25 protein-coding genes are annotated in these 19,970 nt (G+C 62.6%); 10 read left to right on the plus strand and 15 right to left on the minus strand.

Annotated elements, in window-relative coordinates:
• Window positions 1-88: 88 nt before the first annotated feature.
• A complete protein-coding gene (locus tag LVY71_RS11610; RefSeq protein ID WP_235099910.1) occupies window positions 89-412 on the minus strand; it encodes a hypothetical protein in 324 nt (107 codons plus the stop codon).
• A 174-nt stretch (window positions 413-586) separates the two neighbouring features.
• Between LVY71_RS11610 and LVY71_RS11615 the strand changes: the two genes are divergently transcribed.
• Window positions 587-838 carry a hypothetical protein gene (locus tag LVY71_RS11615; RefSeq protein ID WP_235099911.1) on the plus strand — a complete coding sequence of 84 codons (252 nt, stop codon included), beginning with the start codon at window positions 587-589 and terminating at the stop codon, window positions 836-838.
• Between the two features lie 37 nt (window positions 839-875).
• On the opposite strand, the gene LVY71_RS11620 is transcribed toward LVY71_RS11615, so the two are convergent.
• From LVY71_RS11620 to LVY71_RS11630, 3 genes are all read right to left on the minus strand, one after another.
• Entirely contained in the window at window positions 876-1,430 is a 555-nt protein-coding gene (locus LVY71_RS11620) for a cupin domain-containing protein (protein ID WP_235099912.1), read from the minus strand.
• Between the two features lie 197 nt (window positions 1,431-1,627).
• Window positions 1,628-2,821, minus strand: a complete 1,194-nt coding sequence (locus LVY71_RS11625) for an ABC transporter substrate-binding protein (protein WP_235099913.1) — start codon at window positions 2,819-2,821, stop codon at window positions 1,628-1,630.
• Window positions 2,822-3,051: 230 nt separating this feature from the next.
• Window positions 3,052-3,258, minus strand: a complete 207-nt coding sequence (locus LVY71_RS11630; protein WP_235099914.1) for a KTSC domain-containing protein — start codon at window positions 3,256-3,258, stop codon at window positions 3,052-3,054.
• An 84-nt stretch (window positions 3,259-3,342) separates the two neighbouring features.
• Here LVY71_RS11630 and clpS point away from each other — a divergent pair, with 84 nt between their 5' ends.
• Window positions 3,343-3,648: an ATP-dependent Clp protease adapter ClpS gene (clpS, locus tag LVY71_RS11635; protein ID WP_235099915.1), complete on the plus strand. Its 306-nt coding sequence runs from the start codon at window positions 3,343-3,345 to the stop codon at window positions 3,646-3,648.
• Between the two features lie 10 nt (window positions 3,649-3,658).
• Here the strand turns inward: clpS and katE are convergent, their stop codons facing one another.
• A complete protein-coding gene (gene katE, locus LVY71_RS11640; protein ID WP_235099916.1) occupies window positions 3,659-5,773 on the minus strand; it encodes a catalase in 2,115 nt (704 codons plus the stop codon).
• 164 nt (window positions 5,774-5,937) lie between these two features.
• Here katE and LVY71_RS11645 point away from each other — a divergent pair, with 164 nt between their 5' ends.
• Together LVY71_RS11645 and LVY71_RS11650 are read left to right on the plus strand one after the other, a co-directional pair.
• Complete coding sequence (locus LVY71_RS11645; RefSeq protein WP_235099917.1) at window positions 5,938-6,993, plus strand: alpha/beta hydrolase family protein; 1,056 nt, start codon at window positions 5,938-5,940, stop codon at window positions 6,991-6,993.
• Window positions 6,994-7,025: 32 nt separating this feature from the next.
• Window positions 7,026-7,895 (plus strand): tetratricopeptide repeat protein, encoded by an 870-nt coding sequence (locus tag LVY71_RS11650; RefSeq protein WP_235099918.1) that lies wholly within the window; start codon window positions 7,026-7,028, stop codon window positions 7,893-7,895.
• Window positions 7,896-7,942: 47 nt separating this feature from the next.
• Here LVY71_RS11650 and LVY71_RS11655 read toward each other — a convergent pair whose 3' ends face one another.
• The 4 genes from LVY71_RS11655 to LVY71_RS11670 all read right to left on the minus strand — a co-directional run bounded on the left by LVY71_RS11655 (window position 7,943) and on the right by LVY71_RS11670 (window position 10,709).
• Window positions 7,943-8,323, minus strand: a complete 381-nt coding sequence (locus tag LVY71_RS11655; RefSeq protein WP_283842521.1) for a DoxX family protein — start codon at window positions 8,321-8,323, stop codon at window positions 7,943-7,945.
• Entirely contained in the window at window positions 8,320-8,637 is a 318-nt protein-coding gene (locus LVY71_RS11660; protein WP_235099919.1) for a hypothetical protein, read from the minus strand. The genes LVY71_RS11655 and LVY71_RS11660 overlap by 4 nt, the downstream gene beginning before the upstream one ends.
• Before the next feature lie 206 nt (window positions 8,638-8,843).
• Window positions 8,844-9,524 (minus strand): 3-oxoacyl-ACP reductase FabG, encoded by a 681-nt coding sequence (gene fabG / locus LVY71_RS11665; protein ID WP_235099920.1) that lies wholly within the window; start codon window positions 9,522-9,524, stop codon window positions 8,844-8,846.
• Window positions 9,525-9,593: 69 nt separating this feature from the next.
• A complete protein-coding gene (locus tag LVY71_RS11670; protein WP_235099921.1) occupies window positions 9,594-10,709 on the minus strand; it encodes a DUF2778 domain-containing protein in 1,116 nt (371 codons plus the stop codon).
• A 279-nt stretch (window positions 10,710-10,988) separates the two neighbouring features.
• Between LVY71_RS11670 and LVY71_RS11675 the strand changes: the two genes are divergently transcribed.
• Window positions 10,989-11,294: an MliC family protein gene (locus LVY71_RS11675; protein ID WP_235099922.1), complete on the plus strand. Its 306-nt coding sequence runs from the start codon at window positions 10,989-10,991 to the stop codon at window positions 11,292-11,294.
• 46 nt (window positions 11,295-11,340) lie between these two features.
• Here LVY71_RS11675 and LVY71_RS11680 read toward each other — a convergent pair whose 3' ends face one another.
• Window positions 11,341-12,411, minus strand: a complete 1,071-nt coding sequence (locus LVY71_RS11680) for a linear amide C-N hydrolase (RefSeq protein ID WP_235099923.1) — start codon at window positions 12,409-12,411, stop codon at window positions 11,341-11,343.
• A gap of 178 nt (window positions 12,412-12,589) precedes the next feature.
• On the opposite strand from LVY71_RS11680, the gene LVY71_RS11685 reads away from it, so the two are divergent.
• The 4 genes from LVY71_RS11685 to LVY71_RS11700 all read left to right on the plus strand — a co-directional run bounded on the left by LVY71_RS11685 (window position 12,590) and on the right by LVY71_RS11700 (window position 16,242).
• Window positions 12,590-13,180: an NADPH-dependent FMN reductase gene (locus LVY71_RS11685; RefSeq protein WP_235099924.1), complete on the plus strand. Its 591-nt coding sequence runs from the start codon at window positions 12,590-12,592 to the stop codon at window positions 13,178-13,180.
• Between the two features lie 137 nt (window positions 13,181-13,317).
• Complete coding sequence (locus LVY71_RS11690; protein WP_235099925.1) at window positions 13,318-14,403, plus strand: DUF2336 domain-containing protein; 1,086 nt, start codon at window positions 13,318-13,320, stop codon at window positions 14,401-14,403.
• A gap of 95 nt (window positions 14,404-14,498) precedes the next feature.
• A complete protein-coding gene (locus LVY71_RS11695) occupies window positions 14,499-15,293 on the plus strand; it encodes a peptidoglycan recognition protein family protein (protein ID WP_235099926.1) in 795 nt (264 codons plus the stop codon).
• Window positions 15,294-15,387: 94 nt separating this feature from the next.
• Window positions 15,388-16,242, plus strand: a complete 855-nt coding sequence (locus tag LVY71_RS11700) for a 3-hydroxybutyryl-CoA dehydrogenase (protein WP_235099927.1) — start codon at window positions 15,388-15,390, stop codon at window positions 16,240-16,242.
• 167 nt (window positions 16,243-16,409) lie between these two features.
• On the opposite strand, the gene LVY71_RS11705 is transcribed toward LVY71_RS11700, so the two are convergent.
• On the minus strand, window positions 16,410-16,625 hold the full coding sequence (locus LVY71_RS11705; protein ID WP_235099928.1) for a hypothetical protein: 216 nt from the start codon (window positions 16,623-16,625) through the stop codon (window positions 16,410-16,412).
• Between the two features lie 126 nt (window positions 16,626-16,751).
• On the opposite strand from LVY71_RS11705, the gene LVY71_RS11710 reads away from it, so the two are divergent.
• Window positions 16,752-17,174, plus strand: a complete 423-nt coding sequence (locus LVY71_RS11710; RefSeq protein WP_235099929.1) for a group III truncated hemoglobin — start codon at window positions 16,752-16,754, stop codon at window positions 17,172-17,174.
• 61 nt (window positions 17,175-17,235) lie between these two features.
• On the opposite strand, the gene LVY71_RS11715 is transcribed toward LVY71_RS11710, so the two are convergent.
• From LVY71_RS11715 to LVY71_RS11730, 4 genes are all read right to left on the minus strand, one after another.
• Window positions 17,236-17,388, minus strand: a complete 153-nt coding sequence (locus LVY71_RS11715; protein ID WP_235099930.1) for a hypothetical protein — start codon at window positions 17,386-17,388, stop codon at window positions 17,236-17,238.
• A gap of 113 nt (window positions 17,389-17,501) precedes the next feature.
• Window positions 17,502-17,672, minus strand: a complete 171-nt coding sequence (locus LVY71_RS11720; protein ID WP_235099931.1) for a hypothetical protein — start codon at window positions 17,670-17,672, stop codon at window positions 17,502-17,504.
• 104 nt (window positions 17,673-17,776) lie between these two features.
• Complete coding sequence (locus tag LVY71_RS11725) at window positions 17,777-18,799, minus strand: LLM class flavin-dependent oxidoreductase (protein WP_235099932.1); 1,023 nt, start codon at window positions 18,797-18,799, stop codon at window positions 17,777-17,779.
• A gap of 351 nt (window positions 18,800-19,150) precedes the next feature.
• Window positions 19,151-19,963, minus strand: coding sequence for a hypothetical protein (locus LVY71_RS11730; RefSeq protein ID WP_235099933.1), 813 nt, complete (start codon window positions 19,961-19,963; stop codon window positions 19,151-19,153).
• Window positions 19,964-19,970 lie beyond the last annotated feature (7 nt).

The raw sequence follows: 19,970 nt of genomic DNA on the forward strand, positions 1-19,970 counted from the left end.
GCGTGAATTTCATTATCGTTTCGACAGGGAAGGCATAAAAAAACGGCCCCGCATCGCGGGGCCGTTCCGTGGAGATTGAGTGTCTCGATCAGCGCGCCGGGCTTCCGACCGCGCCGGGGTAGCCGGGATTGGTCGGGCTGTCGCCGGGCAGGCCGCTTGGCGATGCCCCGGTTCCGATTGAACCGGGCGTGGACGTGTTCGGTACGCCTGGTTGATTGACGCCGCTGGTGTTGCTGCCTGTGGTTGTGCCGGGCGACGGCGTGATGGCGGGCGGGGTGGCCGGAGAGACGCCGGCCGAACCGGCCGCGGTGCCGCCAGGCGAGGAGGGCGGCGCCGTCTGGGCCATTACCGCGAGGGTCGAACCGGTGATCGCCGCCGTCACCAGTGCCGTCAGGAGTATTTTTTGTCGCATGTGAACCTCCGTGAAGATGAAGTTCAATGCGTTGGGCGATACACCGTTCCGAAACATGCGCGTGACACAGACGTGACGCGTGCCGTAAAAATTATCAGCGTGGCGCGCGTTGCGTCTTGGAACATTCACGAAAATGGCGCATTGTATACGTCGCCGGCTTAAGGGATGAGCGTTATGCGTACCGTCGTCGCCGTCGCACTTTTATGTGCAGTCTCCGCGCCATGCCCGGCGCAGGAGTTGACGCCGAACTTTCTGAAAAAAGAACCGTATTTTCTCTCGCCATGGTCGGTCGTTTACGTCGACAACGGCTCCTGCGGGGTCGGCAAGGTTCTGAAAGTCACCGGCGCGCTCGGCGCACTCCGCCGCAAGAAGGCTTGCGTCCCGATGGGACGGGAAGAGGCGTCCCGCAGTTTCGCGACACCCTGATCGGGAAATCTTCAGTCAGATTTGATTGGCGCGCCCGCTAGCGGGCGCGCTTTTTCCATAAGCCCACCAGCGGACCGTCAGTCCCATAGACCGGATCGGTGTCCGGCAGGGCGACTTGCGGAATAGTCCGGAGCGCCTTGCGGTGGTTGTCCGGCGTCGGGCGGGTGATTTCCATCTGCGGTCCCGGCGGATAGGCGCCGACCACTGCGAAATCCCCGGTCGCGGACAACCGCTGATGGCCCGTTCCCGCCGGCAGAATGGCGACGTCGCCTTTCCTGATCTCCAGTTCCTCGCCGTGATCGCCGCCGAAGCGCACCATCGCCCGGCCGCGCGCCACGCCCAGCACCTCATGCACGGTCGCATGATAGTGGAGGTAGTCGAAGATGCCGTTGCGCCACATCGCGCCCCAGCCGTTCGCGCCGAACACGGCTTCGATGGTGCTTTCCGGCTTCGCGTCGAGGACGATGGCGCTCTTGTAGAGCAGGAACGGCAGCCGGTTGTTCGGCACCAGGCCGTCATCGGCAAAGACGAAGGATACGGGGCGGACCCTGTAGGTCGCTGTCGACGGGTCAGTGAAATAGCTTGCGGTCATGGGGCACGAATCCATGTGGTCCGGGGCTGGATGGGGGGAATTGTGCGGGCGGTCGCCCGGCTGTTCGGGGAGATAACGCCGGACCCCCGGCGGGGTTCCTCCGCCCTTTAGGCTCGCGCCATTCGGTGCCGCGTCAAAAAAAGAAGCGCCGCGGATGATCGCGGCGCTTCAATCATGCGAGGGGAATTGGAACCGGATCAGTCGGCCTTCATGACCTCGCCGAACTGATCCCAGCTCTTGCCGTTCCAGCGCTGCAACTGAAGCTGGGTATAGGCCTGGCTCGATGTTTCGCTGGTGTTGACCCTGACGCCGGGCAGGGCGGTCGGCAGCACGAAATCCTTGAAGCTCTTCGACTGTTTCAGGATGTTCTCGCGCGAGAGATCATTGCCGCACTGTTTCAGCAACTGTTCGAGGATCATGCCCTGCTGGGTGCCGAAGGTGTAGTTCGAGTCCGCGATGTCCGCGCCCGGCAGGTACTTGCGGAAGAAGGCGATGTAATCCTGCACGCCCTTGTCGTCCTTCCATTTCGGATCGGCTGGATCCTTGAAGAACGCGGCGGAGACGACGCCGGTCACCTTGTCCAGCCCGACCGGCACGAAGGTCGCCGCGATCGAGGCACCGACTGTGTTGAGGATGATCAGCGGCTTCCATTCCATCTCGTTGATCTTGCGCAGCGCCTGCGCCGCGAATTTCGGCGTGCCGGCGATCAGCAGTGCTTCCGGCGCGGCGGCTTTCAGGTTCACGATCTGGGAATCCACCGTCGGATCGGAAACTTCATAGGCCAGCGCCGTGACCTTGTCGGCGAACGCTTCCTTGTAGACCGCTTTGAACGCGGTGACGAAGTCCTTGCCGAGGTCGTCGTTCTGATAAAGGATTCCGACCTTGGCGGCGGGAAGCTGGTTGCGAAAATACTTTGCGTAGATCTTGCCTTCGGTGTCGTAGCTCGGCAGCGCCGTGGTTGTGAACGGGTATTCCTTGATGTCGGTGAACTTCGTTGCGCCCGTGACGATGAAAGCGTGCGGCACCTTCTTGGCGTTGACGTACTTGATGGTCGCGGCCATCGCTGGCGTGCCGAGCGGGCCGAACAGGAAGGCGACCTCGTCGCTTTCGACCAGCTTGCGGGTGTGCTCCACCGCCTTAGGCGGGCTGTAGGCATCGTCATAGGTGATGTAATTGATCTTGCGGCCGTTGACGCCGCCGCGGTCGTTCACGGAATTGATGTAGGCGATGGTCGCCTTGCCCGTCGCCCCCAGCGGCGAGGCCGGGCCGCTGAACGGATAGGTGGCCCCGATCTTGACCTCGGTGGCGGTTACACCCGGCGCATCGGCGGCAAATGCGGCTGCGGTCATCGCAAGCGACGCCGTCATTGTTATCAGCAGTTTCTTCGACATCTGGTCTCCTTCTGCGTTTCCAGTCGCGTCGTGTGGACCACGCGCGGATTATTAGTTCAATTATAGAACGTTTAGTTAGCCCAGCCAGAATTTCACGCAAGCAGAAAATGCCAAGAAATAAAGCGGCGGAATAGCGCGCTCACACAGGCTTGTCTTTGCATTCTCGAACAAAGTTTGATTTTCGAACCTGAGATGGTGGTGGCGCGATTGCTGGACTTGGGGGCGGGGCGTCAATGCAGTTCGACGAATGTGTAGCGGTCGCGGATCATGGCGTTGAAGAACTCGCCCTTCGAGACCGCTCGGCAAAACTGGAAATAGACCTCGGCGGGAACGCCGTTATAGCTGTAGCGCCGCCCGCTCGTGAAAGTGACGTGAAGCTCGCGCGCGGCTGCGTTATAATCGATGCGGGCAATGGCGCTTGATGCGGTGTGCGGCATGCGGCCCCCGATGACGGCCGATATTAATGCCCGGGCGCGACGGGCGTTCCCTACAGGCGTTCGAGACATACGCGAGAGGCTGCGATGAGCCCCACGATCGTCAAACCGAAATCCACGACCAAAACCAAATTGCAGCGGCCGCCGCTGTACAAGGTGATCCTGCTCAATGACGACTACACGCCGCGCGAGTTCGTCGTGTCGGTGCTGAAAGCGGTGTTCAGGATGGGCGAGGAGACGGCGCACCGCGTCATGCTGACGGCGCACCAGAAGGGGGCCTGCGTCATCGCGGTCTATACCCGCGACGTCGCCGAGACGAAAGCCAAGGAGGCCACCGAACTCGGCAAGGCCAAGGGCTATCCGCTGTTCTTCACCACCGAGCCGGAAGAGTAGAAGCCGGCCGTCATTCCATCTTCACCACCGGTTCGCGATCCCACAAGCGCAAATTGCCAAGCGTCTCAATGAATCCCTTGACGTCCTTGGCGCCGGATAGCGCGATGCAGCCATCGTCCATGTCGTCGATTCCGGCCTTGGCGAACAGCGGCTGGGCCGCGGCGACGTAGCCGATGAACTTGCAATGGCTGAAGGCATCCGCAACGAAGTCGCGCGCGGTCGCCTCGTTCAGCAGATCCGCCATGCCGGCCTCGGACGGCAGCAGCGCCACCGCGTCGTAGAGCACGGACGGACCGCCGTCGATCTTCTGGTCGGCCGGAATGTGGCTCTTGTCGCTGGCGGTGATGCCGCCGATCTTGGGTGCAATCAACTCCCACGACGCGCCGGCTTTCTTCAAGGCGTTCTGTACGGCCTTCAGCAGCGCGGCGTCGGTTCCGTCGGTCACAAGGATGCCGAGCTTGCGTCCCTCAAACCGCTGCGGGCCGTTCTCGACGATGCTCAGCGCCGGCGAGGGTGGAAGGTCCTGCCGCGTGGGGACCGCAGCATCCGCGGGCTTCGGCATTTTCGGCAAGCCGAGATTGTCGGCGACGGTGTGTGCCAGCCGGTCATCGATGTTGAGCAGGTGAGATACGACGCGCTCACGAATAACCGGCAGCTTGCACTTGCTCAGCTCGAATGTAAGGGCGGCGGCGATGTGGTTCTGTTCGATCTCGGTCTGGCTGATGAAGAACTGCCGCGCCTGACTGTAATGATCGGCGAAGCTCTCCGGCCGCAGCCGTGCCTTCGGTCCCGCCTCAACGTCCGGGAACGCCCTGAATCCGCGCGTCGGGGATTCACGTGGGCCCGTGTCGAAAGAGTTGGGCTGATAGTTGATGGGGCCGACAGGATTGCGCATGGCCATGTGGCCGTCCTGCTGGAAGTGGGCGAACGGGCACTTCGGCGCGTTGATCGGGATATGAGTGAAGTTCGGACTGCCAAGCCGCTTCAGCTGCGTATCGAGATAGGAGAAGTTGCGCCCCTGTAGCAGCGGATCGTTGGAGAAGTCGATCCCCGGCGGCACGTTCTGCGTCATGAACGCAACCTGTTCGGTCTCGGCGAAGAAATTGTCCGGCATCCGGTTCAGGACCAGACGCCCGATCGGCATCGGCTTGATCTGCTCCTCGGGAATAATTTTGGTGGGATCGAGCACGTCGAATTCGAATTCATCGGCGAATTTCTGATCGAACAACTGCACCTGCAATTCCCACTCGGGGAAATTGCCCGTCTTGATCGCTTCCCAGAGATCCCGGCGATGATAGTCGGGATCGGCGCCGTTGATCTTGACCGCCTCGTTCCACGCCACCGACTGGAGATTCAGCTTCGGCTTCCAGTGGAATTTGACGAAGGTGGATTCGTCCTTTGCGTTGAGCAGGCGGAAGGTATGGACTCCGAAGCCTTCCATGAAGCGGAAGGAGCGGGGAATGGCACGATCCGACATCACCCACATGATCATGTGCATGCTCTCGGGCGTGAGACTGATGAAGTCCCAGAATGTGTCGTGGGCGGACTGCGCCTGCGGAAACGCGCTGTCGGGATCTTCCTTCACCGCGTGGACCAGATCGGGAAATTTGATCGCGTCCTGGATGAAGAACACCGGAATGTTGTTGCCGACCAGATCCCAGTTGCCCTCCTGGGTGTAGATCTTCACGGCAAAGCCGCGCACGTCGCGCGCGAGGTCGAACGAGCCCTTGCTGCCGGCGACGGTGGAGAAACGGACGAAGGCCGGCGTCTTCTCGCCTGCGCGCTGGAGGAAGTCGGCGCGGGTGTATTTCGAAAGCGGCTTGTAGGTTTCGAAGAAACCGTGCGCTCCATAGCCGCGGGCGTGCACCACGCGCTCAGGAATGCGCTCGTGGTCGAAGTGGAAAATCTTCTCGCGAAAATGAAAATCGTCGATCACCAGGGGCCCGCGCGGTCCGACGCGGAGCGAATTCTGGTCGTCAGCAACCGGGCCGCCCTGCGCCGTGGTCATCGTGTCGGCGCGGTCCGCCGTAGTCTGGTGCAGCTCGCCGCCGGAGCCGCGCTGAAGGTTCTGTTCATGGATCTTTGCACCACCGCTGGAACGCGAGGTTTTTGTTGCTTTGGCCATTGAGTGTCCTCTCGGGGGCTGGAAGCGGTCTAAGTCGGCGCGTGGGCCTTTGTTCCGCTTGGCGAGAGGAATGGCCGGTTGCGGCGCAAGGACACGCGCGATGCGGCAATTGCCAGCAGCGCGGCGGTCGGGATACGGTCCTCGGCCCTAGCCGGAGAGTGCCTATGACGACCGGATCAGAGACGATCCTGCCGCCCTTATTCGCCTGCCTTGAGACGCTGAGCCTGATCGCGCGTCATCTCGATCCCTCCTCATTTGCCGAAATGATGGGTGCGGCCGGGACGCCCTGGGAACGGCTGCGCGCGGCGCGTTCGCAGTTCAGCCCGGTCGACGGCGTGGACGAGCGACTCGCGACCGCCAGCGACGAGGCGCTGGCGGCGTTCGACGAACTGCGCGCCGCGCTCGACGGCGGCGACATCCGCGCCGTGTTCAAAGCGCTGCGCCATACGCCGCGCGCGCTGGAGGCGCTGTATCCGCTCGCGGCGATGATTCCAGCCGTGAACAGTTTCTTCCTCGATCCGTCGCTGCGCACCGACGCCGAGACACTCGCGCGCGGCATGCTGCCGGCGCGCGCAGGCGAGACCGGCGTGATTCATTTCGACAACGAGCCGCGCACCCGCGGCGGCTTCTCGCTCTACGTGCCGGAGAGCTATACGCCGGATCGCGCGTGGCCGCTGGTGGTGGCGCTGCACGGCGGCAGCGGACATGGCCGCGGTTTTCTCTGGAGCTGGTTGCGCGACGCCCGCAGCTTCGGCGCGATCCTTGTCGCGCCGACATCGTCGGGCAATTCGCTGGGCTCGACATGGGCGCTGATGGGCGACGACAACGATACGCCAAATCTCGCGCGCATCGTGGCCCAGGTCCGCGAGACGTGGAATATCGATCCCGACCGTCTGCTACTCACCGGCATGAGCGACGGTGGCACGTTCTGTTATGTCAGCGCGCTTGACGGCGCGTCACCGTTCACCCATCTCGCGCCGGTGTCGGCGACATTCCATCCGATGCTGATCTCGATGGCTGATGCCGACCGGCTGCGCGGACTGCCGGTCTATCTGGTGCACGGCGCGCTGGACTGGATGTTTCCGGTGGAGGTGGCGCGGCAGGCGAAGGCTGCGCTGACCGCGGCGGGCGCGAACGTGACCTATAGCGAGATCGACGATCTCAGCCACACCTATCCGCGCGAAATCAACGCGCCGATGATCGCGTGGTTGAAGGCGTAGCCGCGCGGATTGTCGCGGGGTATAATGCGGCCATGAAAATATCCGTCTCGATGAAACCGTCCGCTGTTTCCCTTGCTCCCATTTTCGGCATCGCCGCGCTGGTGTTGTTCGCCAGTGGCGTGCGTGTTCCGGTTCATGCCCAGTCGGCCGACCTTGTGCTGTGCGACCGGCTCGCCGCCGATCCCGCCGACCCGGACAAGCCGGCCGACGTGAAGGGCGTCCCGGCTGTCGCGGCGTCCGATGTCTCCACCGCGATCAAGTTCTGCAGGCAGGCCTCCGGCGCATCGCGCCGCGCAATGTATCAGCTCGGCCGCGCCTATGCCGCCGGCAACCAGAATTCCGAGGCGATCGCGGCGTGGCGCAGGGCGTCCGACAAGGGCAGCACATCGGCGATGGTCGAACTCGGTGTCGCGTATGCCACCGGTGCCGGCGTCGCCAAGGATGAAGCCGCGGCGGGTAAGCTGTTCGAGCGCGCGGCGCAGGGCGGCAATCCGCGCGGAGTCAGCAATCTCGCCGCACTCTCCGGCAAGGGCGGCGCTGCCCCTGCGGATGCGGCGCGTTCGCGGAGCCTGCTGGCGAAAGCGGCGGAGACCAATGCCGAAGCGCAGTTCCAGCTGGGACTGATGCTGCAGGATGGCATCGGCGGTCCGAAGGATGATGCCGGTGCGCGCAATCTGTTCGAGAAGGCTGCGGCGCAGGATCATCCCGGGGCGCTGGAGCGGATGGGCGCATTCGCCAAGGAAGGACGTGGCGGCGCGCAGGATTCAAGCGCTGCGAAAGCCTATTACGAAAAGGCGGCGGCGCTCGGCAATGACGACGCCAAGGCCGCGCTCAAGCGCGCGGAATGTCCTTATGTGCTGAAGGACAAATCCGGCAAGGTCGTCACCAATCTCTGTTTCTGAGGTCCAGGCGGTCACGTTTCGGAATTTGGCGTGCCTGGGATGCCGCGTCACAACGCCTGCGCTGCCGTGACCAGAAGTCCGCCGACGATGGCCATGTTCGACAGCCAGACATTGATGATATTTTGCCGCGCGGGGCCATCCATATCCCAGAAGTTCAGCAGCATGACGGAGGCTGCGATCGTAAAGACGATCAGCCCGAATGCCGCCGCGGGCATCCACAGACCCACGATCAGCAGCACGCCGCCAACAAACTGAAACGATGAGCCCGCCAGCAGAACGAGGCGCGGGAAGGGCACGCCGCGCGCAGCGATGGCCTGCGTCAGCACAGGGATCAGGAACATGTGGCGCACGCCGGCGAAGACGAACAGCCCGCCGAGCAACAGGCGGCCGACAATCAGCAGGGCCTGAGCAAGATTGAAAGACTTCAACCCGTCCGGCGTGCCCCGGTGACTCCGAAGCCGGGTCTGGTGTCCGGGGCGCGAAGCCGCGAAGGCTTTTCGGCATCGGGATTGAAGCTGAAGATTTCCAGGCTGCGCAGGTGGGTCGAGGCCCGCGAGACGAACACCGGCGTATCGCCAGCAAGGGCGCGGACGGTCTCCGCGCCGCAGCCTGTGCAGGAATAGGTGAATTCCAGCTTGGTCATCGCCCAGCGTACGTCCTTAACCTCCATGAGGTGACGGCGGCATTCCGGGCACACGATCACGGCCGGCTTCGCATCCCGGAGCGGCACGTTCTCAAGCATCTGAACTCTCCTTCGAGGCGGAAGGATATGGCCACCGTCGCGGGACGGCGCGACCATGGGCGAGGGTTCAGTGTACCGCCGGGGGGCGGGCATTGGCGGCGATTTTGGCGAAATACACAGGAAATTCAGGGCTTAAGCGCCATGGCTCCGGTTCATGCTTTACATGAACTGCGCCTCCCAAGACGCCGGATTCAGGGCGGCGGGGATTAAACCCGGCCGCTGACCGGAATCAGCGCTCCGGTGACGGCGCTGGCGGCGTCGCCCGCAAGGAACAGGATGACCTCGGCCAGTTCACTGCCCGTGACCCATTTGGAAAAGTCGGCCTGCGGCATGTCGCGGCGGTTGGCGGGGGTATCGATGGTCGAGGGCAGCACGGCGTTGACGGTGACCTTGCCCTTGAGTTCCGCCGCCAGTGCCTCGGTGAGCCGATGTACTCCGGACTTTGAGGCGGCATAGGGACCCATGCCTGCGCCGGCCTGCAACGCGCCCATCGCGCCGATGTTGATGATGCGGCCTGCGCCGGATGTCACCAGATGCGGGATCGCGGCGCGCGAGGCATTGAACGCGGTCATGACGTTGATGGTGTAGAGCCGCTGCCATGTTTTGGGATCGCCGTCGGTGATGGTCTCAAATGAAAATGCGCCGGCGATGTTGACCAGCGCGTCGAGCCTGCCGAAATGCGCGGCTGCGGCCTCAATGACTTTGACCGCCTGCGCTGTGTCCGAGAGATCGACGCCGCCGATGACGATCCGGTCAGGAGTGGGCGGGGTTACAGACGCCGCATGATCGATTTCGGCGACCTTCGCGCCGCGGGCACGCGCGGCCTCCGCGACCACCTTACCCAATGCGCCTGAGGCGCCGGTGATGACGAGGATTTTTCCGTTCATGCGGGCGCTCCGTGATCCGTCAGGCCGGACAGTTATAGCCGGACGACGGATCAAGCGGAATGCGCCGCCTCAGTCCAGCTTCGCCACCACGACGAGTCGCTTGACCTCGTTGTTCTTGTAGGCGCGCAGAAACTTCTCATAGTCCTTGAACGAGACGCAGCCGTTGGAGTCGCCGTTCGGCCCGAGCATGTAGGTGTGCGCCAGCAGGCCGGTGCGCCCGAACACATTGCCTTCGCCGCCGACCGGATTGAGCCGGATCGCCTCGACGCCGTGGAACAGGCTTTCGCGCATGGAGAGATCGTAGGTGTGCGGCGGGGTCGCGCCGTGCATGCGGACATGGACGAAGCGCGGATCGTCCATCTTGCTGCCGAGGCCGGAATGGGCTTCCAGCCTGGTGCCGTTCGGCATGTAGACCGTGCGGGCGGAGATGTCATAGACCGCCGTCTGCCGGTCGTAGCGGCCGGGCGTGAGACTGCTGCCGTCGCTGGCAATGCCGCCGTCGGGCGATGCGAAGGCCAGCGTCGGGCCTTTCTCTTGTCGTCCGAACAGCTTTTCGAAGATCGTGAGTTTCGGCTGGGCGATAGCTGCCAGCGCCGCTGCGCGATTGGCGGCGGCGGCTTCGGTTCGTGACGGGCCTTCGTTCGGCATCGCACGAAGCGAAGCGGGACGCGGCATCGGCAATGGTATCGCGAGGGAAGCTTGCTGGATTTTCGGCAGCGGCAACTGCGCGTCGCGGGTTTCCGGCGCAGGGGCTTCCGATTGAGGCCGGGTCTCGGGCGCGGGAAGGGCTTCCGGCGAGAGCGAGGCGACCGTGTAGGTTTGCGGCTGCGCGACCGGCAGACGGTCGGCCTTCGCCAGCACGGACGAAGGCGCATCGTCGGAGCGCGCGAGGAAGCGATCGGCGAATGTCAGGGTCGGGGCGGGGGTGCCCAGCGACGAGGTCACGTCGAGTTCAGCCACGGATGTCGCGAGCGCCGCAGCCGCGCCGGGAATGAACGTCACCTGCGGCAGATCGGGCGCCATGGCGTCGACCGCCGGGCCGAGCACGTTGCTATAGAGCGTCCAGGCGCAGGCCAGCACCACGGCGGCGAGCCCGGCGGTGCCGAGCACAGCCTGCGGACTGACTTTGGCAGAGGATGGCGGAGGAGGAGCGGGAGACACCCGATACGCGATACTGTACGCCATACGCCCTAAGCCCGGAATTTTTTCACGCAAACAGATTCCCCACGCGCGATGATCGTCGGCGCGGGCACACGATAGGTCGCGTGCCTGCGTCCGGAATCTCACGAAGCTGCGAGGTTCCGCACCGTCATCTCGCAGACATGCGGAGCGCCATTAAGGCGGCTTTTCGTTAAATGCGGATTAAATCCGGGGCGATGTGTGGCAACGCGATTCGATGCTAATGTTTCGCCACAGTGCGGACTCAATTCACCGGTTCCGCGCGTCCATGCGGGAACATCCATCATGAAACGGTTCATCATTCTGATCGCGGCGTGTGCCGTTCTCTGCGGCGCAAGTGCATCGCCCGTGGCCGCGCAGACCTTCCAGAGTTTCACCTGCGCCGACGGGGCGCGCTTCACCGCGGCATTTTTGAAATACGATCCCAAGCAGGTGCATCTGCAACTCGATGGCAAGGCGGTGGCGCTGAGAAAACGTTTCGCGCTGTCCGGTTCGCGCTACACCGCGCGCGGCATCTCGCTGACGATCAACAAGTCCGGCACAATCCTGCGCCACGGCAAGCGCGGGCCGACCCGATGCACCGCGACGTGACGGCGGCGTTCGGCGCGAGGGGCTGCCGTCGATCTGTCGGGGACGACTACAGGCCCTGAAACTTGAACGGCTCGGCCACCTTGAAATCCTTGCTGGTATCGCCGGCGAAGACGTTGCTCTGGTTCGGCCCGAGATCGAGCCTCTTGACCTTGCCCGTCTCGGCTGAGAAGTCGATCAGCTTGAGATCGACCCAGAACGTATTCGGCGTCAGCGCGGACTCGAAGAAGTATAGTTTCCGCTTTTGATCCGAGACCGTGCGCCAGCGGGTCGACGAGATGTTCGGCTCTCCGGGTGTCGAAATGCCGAACGGCACCGAGACGTTGCGGATGACGCTGAACACGCTGGCCAATGCAACGACGGGATCTTCGCTCTTCGGAATCGCGTTGACGTAGAACGCCGCACGGGCGAAGCGGTCGGCTGCGCGGTTGGTCCCCGGCAGCATCACGGTGCCGCCGATCTGCTTCCAGTAGGCATTCAGCGCAAGCTGCTGCTCGAACGTCGGCGAATTGGTCATCACCTGATAGTCGCGGCTGTGATGGATGATCTGTTTGCCGCCGATATATTCGATGACAGCGCTGTCGCCGCTGGAATCCGAAATCGAGAGATGCAGCGTCGTCAGGCGGTCCGGCTGCCCGGGCACCGCATCGGTGACGATCGTGAACGGCTCCTTGCGAAGTTCGTCGACCGCTTCCGCCACCGTCGCGAAATTATCGAGCACATACTGCGCCCAGGCGGCAATGGTGAGGCCCGGCCTGGTCTGATCGAATTTCGGATATTGCGACTCCACCAGCCACAACACGTTTGCGACAAGGCCTTTCTCGTTCATCCCGTCGGTGGTTGAAACCTCATATCCCGATGCGATGACGCTGCCGTATTTCGACGTCCATTTGACCGAATTGGGACCGGCTTCGCCGCTGCGCGTCATGCCGCGCGGAAAGATCCACAGGTTGGTCGCGACATCCATCTTCCAGTCCATCGAACGGGCTGTAATGACATCGTCACCATGGCCGAGATAGACCAGCCGTGTGCAGGCGTCGGCGCTGGATACGAAGCCGAAGGCTGCGGCGACCAGCGCCGCGGCTGCCTTGCGCCACGCGGCTGATTTTTGGATCGTCATCAAAACACTCCCGTTGCAAGCGACATTGAATCGGTCTGTCGTCACGATGATGAAGGATATACGCGAGCCGCTTTCTGCTGCAAAGAGCGGACGGTGCGTTCGGGAATTCGGTTCAATTTGAGTTTGTTTTGCGCGCTGTCTCCGCTACGCTTGTTTATTCTTAATATGGGACACGGCCATGACCGAACGCATTCTCGTTTTCTACGGCTCCTATCGTTCGGACCGGATGGGGATTCGCCTTGCGAATTTTGTTGTAAAGGGTTTGCGTGAGCGCGGCGCCGATGCCGAACTGATCGATGCCAAAGCCATTGGCCTGCCGATGCTCGACCGGATGCGGAAGGAATATCCGAAAGGCGAGGCGCCTGCTGCGATGGAAGACCTCGCGCAGAAGATCATTGCAGCCGACGGCTTCGTGTTCGTGACCGGCGAATACAACTGGGGCCTGCAGCCTGGCCTGAAGAATCTGACAGATCACTATCTTGAAGAGTGGTTCTGGCGGCCTGCGGCCATCGCCAGCTATTCGGCGGGGCGCTTTTCCGGCGCGCGGGCGGCGCTGGCGTGGCATGGCACGTTGTCGGAGATGGGCATGGTGGTGACCTCGGCAACCATCGCGGTCGGGCCGATTTCGCAAACCCTGTCCGCCGCGAGCGAGCCGACCGGACCGGGCGGCGAAGCGCTGGTCAAATCTTTTCCGCGTTTTGCGGACGATCTGATGTGGTGGGTCGAGGCCGCCAAGGCGCACCGGGCGCGAAAGCTGCCGCCGTACTGAGGCGGCCGGAACCGGGCCGGGTACGCACCGCAACAGCCCGTTTAACGAGGTCGAAACAATCCCGTCGTATGTTCAGGCGTTTCGATGACTCTTTTTTAAACGTCGTGCGTGCTCCCGGTCATTATCCAGGGTGTGTTGTGCAACATCATTTCATTCAGGAACTTCAGGACGTCATCAGCAACCGCTCGCCGGACCGCCGGCTCGCCTCATTGCGCAAGGTGACGGATCTATTTCTCGCGCATGGCAGCCGGCTCGGTCCAGCGCAGATCGAAATGTTCGACAGCCTGCTTCTGAGCTTCATCGGCGATTGCGATGCCGATGCGTTGACGGAGCTCAGCGGAAAACTCGCCGCGCTGTCGTTCGCCCCGGTCTCCGTGCTGCGCAGGCTGGCCGCGGACCGCGATATCGCTGTTGCAGGTCCGGTGCTGACCCTGTCGCCGGTGCTTTCAGGCGAAGACTTGATGGAGGTCGCCACATCGCGCGGGCAGGGACACTTGCTGGCGATCTCGGGCCGTTCGGCGATCGACGCCACGGTGACGCAGGCGCTCATCGATCTCGGCGGCCGGGATGTACTGCGTCGCGTCGCCGGCAATGAAGGCGCCACGATCACGCGCGCGGGATTGTTGCGGCTGGTTGCGGCATCGAAAGGCGATCCGCTGCTGGCGGAGAAGACCGGCTTGCGCGCCGATCTGCCGGTACGGCTGCTGCATGAATTGCTGAACAATTGCGCAGGTGCCATCCACGCGCGGCTAATGGCCAGGGCACCCTCTTCGTTGCGCGCTGAAATCAAGGCGCATGTCGACACCATCGCGCTGGCATCAAAGCGCAGGGCGGAGCGCCCGCGCGATCTCCGCTCGGCAATGGCGCTGGTCGAGCGGCTGATCGAGAACCGCCAGTTGACCGAAGACAAGCTCGCCGAATTCGCCGAGGACCGGCAATCTGAATCGGTCATCGCAACTCTCGCGGCGATGACGGGCGCGCCGATCCCGCTGATCCAGCCCTTGATGCGGATTCATCGCCACGACGGCCTGCTGACCGCTTGCCGGGCAGCCGACCTCTCATGGGAGACGGCGAAACGCGTGATCCTCAGCCGCGTGTTGTCGATGCCGGCGGCGGAGATCGAGCAGCTGCGCAAGGCCTATGACGAGATTTCCTTCTCCTCGGCCAGGCGCGCGCTCGCCATCTGGCAGCAGCAGTTCGCAAGGCCGCGCCGCGCGGGATAGGCAAGGGATCTGCACAGCGGGCGGCTCCTTGGCGCTTTCGGACCGGCGCGGGCTCGGCTATGCTGACCGGGTCGGATCACTTGCAGCAGGCGCAGATGATCGCTCGTAGGGTGTCGACTTTGGCGTCGCTGGCTGTTGGCTGGCTCGCGGTCTGTTGCCCACCCGCGATGGCGCAGACGCTTGCTGGTCTTGCAGGCCCCGCACCCGCGATCACCGCCTTGCCGCCGTCGAGCTTCGAAATCGCCGCGCGGGCCAAGGGTACGCCCGACATTCCCGGCCTCAACATTGTCTGGCTTACGCCATGGGGCCGCCTCGAGCTCGCGCGCGACTGGCGCAACATCATCGTGCATCAATCCGAAGGCCCGGCTGGCTCTGCGCGGGCCAATGCCATGCGCCAGTCGGAGCGGCCGGATCGCCGTGGCGCGACCATCTGGGTCGAGACCGATGGCACGGTGTACTGGTCCATCGTCGAATTCGCGGTGCCGCGCCATGTCCGCGACGGCAACCGCAAGGACAACAAATTCATCGACAACAGTTCGACCTTCGGTCAGGTCACCGACGACAATTCCATCGGAATTGAGTTCGTCGGCAACTACCCCAACGTACGCAAGCCGCCGACCGAGGCCCAGGTCGCCGCGTGGCGCACTCTCGTGCGCGTGCTGCAGGCGCGCTACAACATCCCGGCCGAGCGCGTCTTCGCCCACAACTGGATCGACTACAAGGACCGGCGCTATTGCGAAGGCTGCGAACTTGCCAAGCTGGCGCGCGAGCAGGGCACGACGTTCGCCGCGCATGATGCGAAGATCCCGGTCGATGCGGGTGCTCCCGCATTGCAGACCAACGCCCCCGCAGGCCTGTTAGCTGTAGCGCCGCCGGGCAGGGCAGAGTAGATACCCGATCCATATCGGTGCGACGCGAGGAGCGGCACGGGAAACCTGCCGTGACAGCCTGCTGCCGGAGTGAAGCAAGGAAAGGACGAAAGACATGATTGAAACCGTTGGCATCATCGGAGCCGGCACCATGGGCAACGGCATCGCGCAGATCTGCGCGGCTGCGAAACTCCCGGTCGTCATGGTGGATATTTCCGACGCGGCCGTTCAGCGCGGCGTCGCGACCATCGGCGGCAGCTTGGAGCGGCTGGTCAAGAAAGAGAAGATGTCCGCAGCCGACCGCGACGCGGTGCTGGCGCGGATCACCGCGACCACCGACAAGGCGAAACTCGCGTCCTGCGATCTCGTGATCGAGGCTGCGACCGAGAACGAGGGGCTGAAGATCAAGATACTGAAGGAGCTCTGCGAGGGCTTGCAGCCGCGCGCGCTGGTCGCCACCAACACCTCGTCGATCTCGGTCACCAAACTGGCGGCGGCGACCGATCGCCCGGACCGTTTCATCGGCATGCACTTCTTCAATCCGGTGCCGGTGATGCAACTGCTGGAACTGATCCGCGGCCTGCAGACCTCCGACGATACCCACGCCAAGGCGCTCGGCTTCGCCCAGCGCGTCGGCAAGGTGGCCGTCACCGCGAAGAACAGCCCCGGCTTTGCAGTCAATCGCATCCTGTGCCCGATGATCAACGAGGCGGTGTTCGCGCTGCAGGAGGGTATCGCGTCTGCTGAGGAAATCGACGCCGGCATGAAGCTCGGTTGCAACCACCCGATCGGCCCGTTGGCGCTGGCCGACATGATCGGTCTCGACACCATGCTGTCGGTGATGGAGGTGTTCTACACCGGCTTCAACGATCCGAAATATCGCCCCGCGCCGCTCCTGAAGGAGATGGTCGATGCGGGTCATCTCGGCCGCAAGACCGGCCAGGGCTTCTATAACTACGGTAAGGCGTAAGGCTCTGGAGTTCTTTCCGCGGCGTCATCCTGAGGTACGAGGGCCATAAGCGCGTTTACGCGCGTCTTTGACGCGCTATGGCCGGAGCCTCGAAGGATCGCCGCCGCCTTCGAGGCTCCATGCTGCGTATGGAACGCCTCAGGGTGACGGCCTCAATGGTCCGGCTGTCACGGCCGCATGAAGGCGAAGTCGGTGTCGGGATCGCAGTGGTCGGCGACGAAGCGCAGTTCCGACTGCACGTCGGCCACGGTCCTCGTCTCGAGATAGGTGGAGACCACGAGGCCGAGCAGCGCGCGGCAGATGCCGTCGCTGTCCTGTCCAGCGGCCTTTGCCTCGGCCAGCGCCGCCTTGAAATGACGCTGTGCGATTTCGGCTGCGGACATGCGGGTCTCCCTGTTGGCGTGTCGGATATTTCTGCAGCGAAACCGCAACGGGCGATTTGATCCGGATCAAGGCCGAAGCGGCGCTGCGCCGTTGCCTGGCACGGCCCGGCGGCTTACATCAGACCCATGACCGAACGACCCGCGCCCGCCATTCACACCTTCCATCCTGACCTCACCGAAGAGAAGATCGTGCAGCTGGTCGCGACATTCTACGGCCGCGCCCGCGCCGACGATCTGATCGGCCCGATCTTCAACGCAGCCGTGAAGGACTGGGACCATCACATCGGCAAGATCACCGACTTCTGGTCGTCGATGATGCTCAAGACCGGGCGCTACGACGGCCGCCCGATGCGTCCGCACCTGATGCTGCCGCTGACGGGCGAGCATTTCGACCGGTGGCTCGTGCTGTTCGAGGCCACCACGCGCGAAATCTTCGAGCCTGATGTGGCCGAGGCCTTCATCATCCGGGCCCGCCGCATCGCCGACAGCTTCGAGATGGGCATCGCGACCACGCGCGGCGAGATCGCACGGCCAAGGCACAGCGTCTGACGCGCGAACGACGCCTGCCGACGATGCTGCACCTGACGGCGATGCTGCGTGAACGCAGGGCTTACCTGACCGGTTTCAGAAGGTCCTTGGCCAGACGAGTGACTTGGGGCGCGGAATCGCCGCGTATCCGCTCGACGAACCAGAATGCCCAGATCGCGAAAAACGAGAGCAGGAATATCGCGCCGCACGACAGAAGCGTTTGCTGAACGGACATGGCGTCCTCCGTGTCACTGCGAAATTGCACGCCTAAAGGCTAGGCGGCTGCGCAGTCCTGCGTTTGATCAGGATCAAGCCGGAGCGACAATGTTTCGGCTAACCGGCGCGCCGCTAGAGCGACGAGGACAGCAGCATGCGTGTCATGGTTGTCGCCGGTGTCTGATAGGCGAGGCCCATGGCGATCACGGCTGCAGCCGTGAGCACGAGCACCGCCACCACGACCGTGAGGCACACCAGCCGTTCGCTGTCATCATTGTCGAAGCCGTTGAGGTGAAGCCGCATGACGCACCTCCATTCTTCGTCTCAAGCTACGCTTCCGCGCGGCTTGTTCCAGACAGCAATGCTGACGTGTCGGAGGGAATTCGTCTTTGCGATAGGACAAAGTGTCAGCGCCAGCCGAGCGCGGGCGCGACGTGTTTGAGGATCGATTCAATGACATGGGCATTGTATTCGACGCCGAGCTGGTTCGGCACCGTGAGCAACAGCGTGTCGGCCTCGGCGATAGCCTCGTCCTGCTTCAACTGTTCGATCAGCTTGTCCGGCTCTGCCGTATAACCGCGCCCGAAGATCGCCTGCATGTCGCCCTCGATGAAGCCGATCTGGTCGCCCGCATCGCCGCCGTTCCCGAAATACTCGCGGTCGCGGTCGTCCATCAGCGCGAAGATGCTGCGGCTCACCGAGACACGCGGCGTGCGCGTGTGGCCCGCCTCCTTGTAAGCCTCGCGATAGAGGCGGATTTGCGCCGCCTGCTGCACATGGAACGGCTCGTTGGTCTCGTTCTTCTTCAGCGTCGAGCTTTGCAGGTTCATGCCGAGCTTGCCCGCCCACACGGCGGTGGCGTTCGACGCAGCGCCCCACCAGATGCGGTCGCGCAGACCTTCCGAATGCGGTTCGAGCCGGAGAAGTCCGGGCGGATTGGGAAACATCGGGCGCGGATTGGGCTGCGCGAAGCCCTTGCCCTTGAGCATATCGAAGAACACTTCGCCGTGGCGGCGGCCCATGTCGGCGTCGGTCTCGCCCTCATTGGGCTGATAGCCGAAATAGCGCCAGCCATCGATGACCTGCTCGGGCGAACCGCGGCTGATCCCGAGTTGCAGCCGTCCGCCCGCGATGAGGTCGGCCGCGCTCGCGTCCTCGACCATGTAGAGCGGGTTCTCGTAGCGCATGTCGATCACGGCGGTGCCGATCTCGATTTTGCTGGTCTTCGCGCCGACGGCGGCGAGCAGCGGGAAGGGCGAGGCGAGCTGGCGGGCAAAATGATGCACGCGAAAATACGCGCCGTCGGCGCCAAGTTCTTCGGCCGCCGCCGCTAGCTCAATGGATTGCAGCAGCGTGTCGGCGGCTGAACGTGTCTGCGATTGCGAGGAGGGCGTCCAATGGCCGAAGGAGAGAAATCCGATTTTCTTCATGGAAGCGGGGGACTCGTGCGTGTGCGGGTCCGCCGTAGATGGGGATTAGGGGCGTGCGGGGCAAGGTGGCGAAAACGCGTCATCGCGGGGATGGCGCGGGAGGCAAGGAGGCTAAAGCACGTCATTGCGAGGAGCGATAGCGACGAAGCAATCCAGCTATCGCTTGCGGCGTGTTCTGAATGGATTGCTTCGCTGCGCTCGCAATGACGAGCGCCGAGCTACGGGAATCTCTCAACTCGTCATGGCCGGGCTTGACCCGGGACAAGCCCGGTGATGACGATCGTGAGTGATGGGAATTTGGTTGGTAGCCCGGATTTCGCTGTGCTTTATTCGGGCTATGCTTGCTTAAAATTATGCAAGGGATTTGGTTTGTTGTGCTACTGCATCATTCATCGCATCCAATATGCATGTAGACTTAAAGCAATACGAGATGCCTGAATGATGGCTTTGCATACCATCGCGCCCGTTTAGATGCCCCGCATTTATTCCGATCAGTTTTAATTCGCGAACGTAGCCACCGGTAATACCGACACCACCTTTAAAGCCCTTGGCGAGCGCAAATACTGGGCTCCCGGATGAACCCGAAGATGAAAAAGCTTCATAGGCGATACGTCGGCCTGGCTCCATTTCATGGTCGCGATAGTCACTTGCTGGATCACTGGCGATCGTGCCCATCCGCATTATAGGTCGATCGCCGTTACGATCGTAAAAATCAGGATAACCCGGAAGTGCGACCATGTCGCATATGTCCAGTTTCGATAGCTCCGCGTCGCTAGCAATCAGTGACTGACCAACATAATTGGTCATCATATTTTTAGATTTATTTACGTGGTATGTTGCACTTGTAACATCGATGGCTGCGACGTCTTCAATTGAATTTTGGGGAAAGCCGAGAAAGATTTCCTGTCCTGCAAAATCTCCAACTAGGTGCTCACCCCCAAAGTACCCAGAGACCCTGATGTTCGCCATCTGATAGCCAGCGTACTTTATGTTTTTCATCGCGGCGTCGACGTTGTGTCGATTCGTTACGAGAAACTGTTTACCGTCTTTTATTGCGTAGAACGCTGTGCCGCTGATTGTCTTTGAATCTCCTGACGCAGAAATATGTTCGACCTCAATCCGGTACGCACAATAGAGGAGGAGTTTGCCCGGAGCGTGATACATTTTGGAT

The sequence above is a fragment of the Bradyrhizobium sp. G127 genome (genome assembly GCF_021502575.1).
GTDB lineage: Bacteria > Pseudomonadota > Alphaproteobacteria > Rhizobiales > Xanthobacteraceae > Afipia.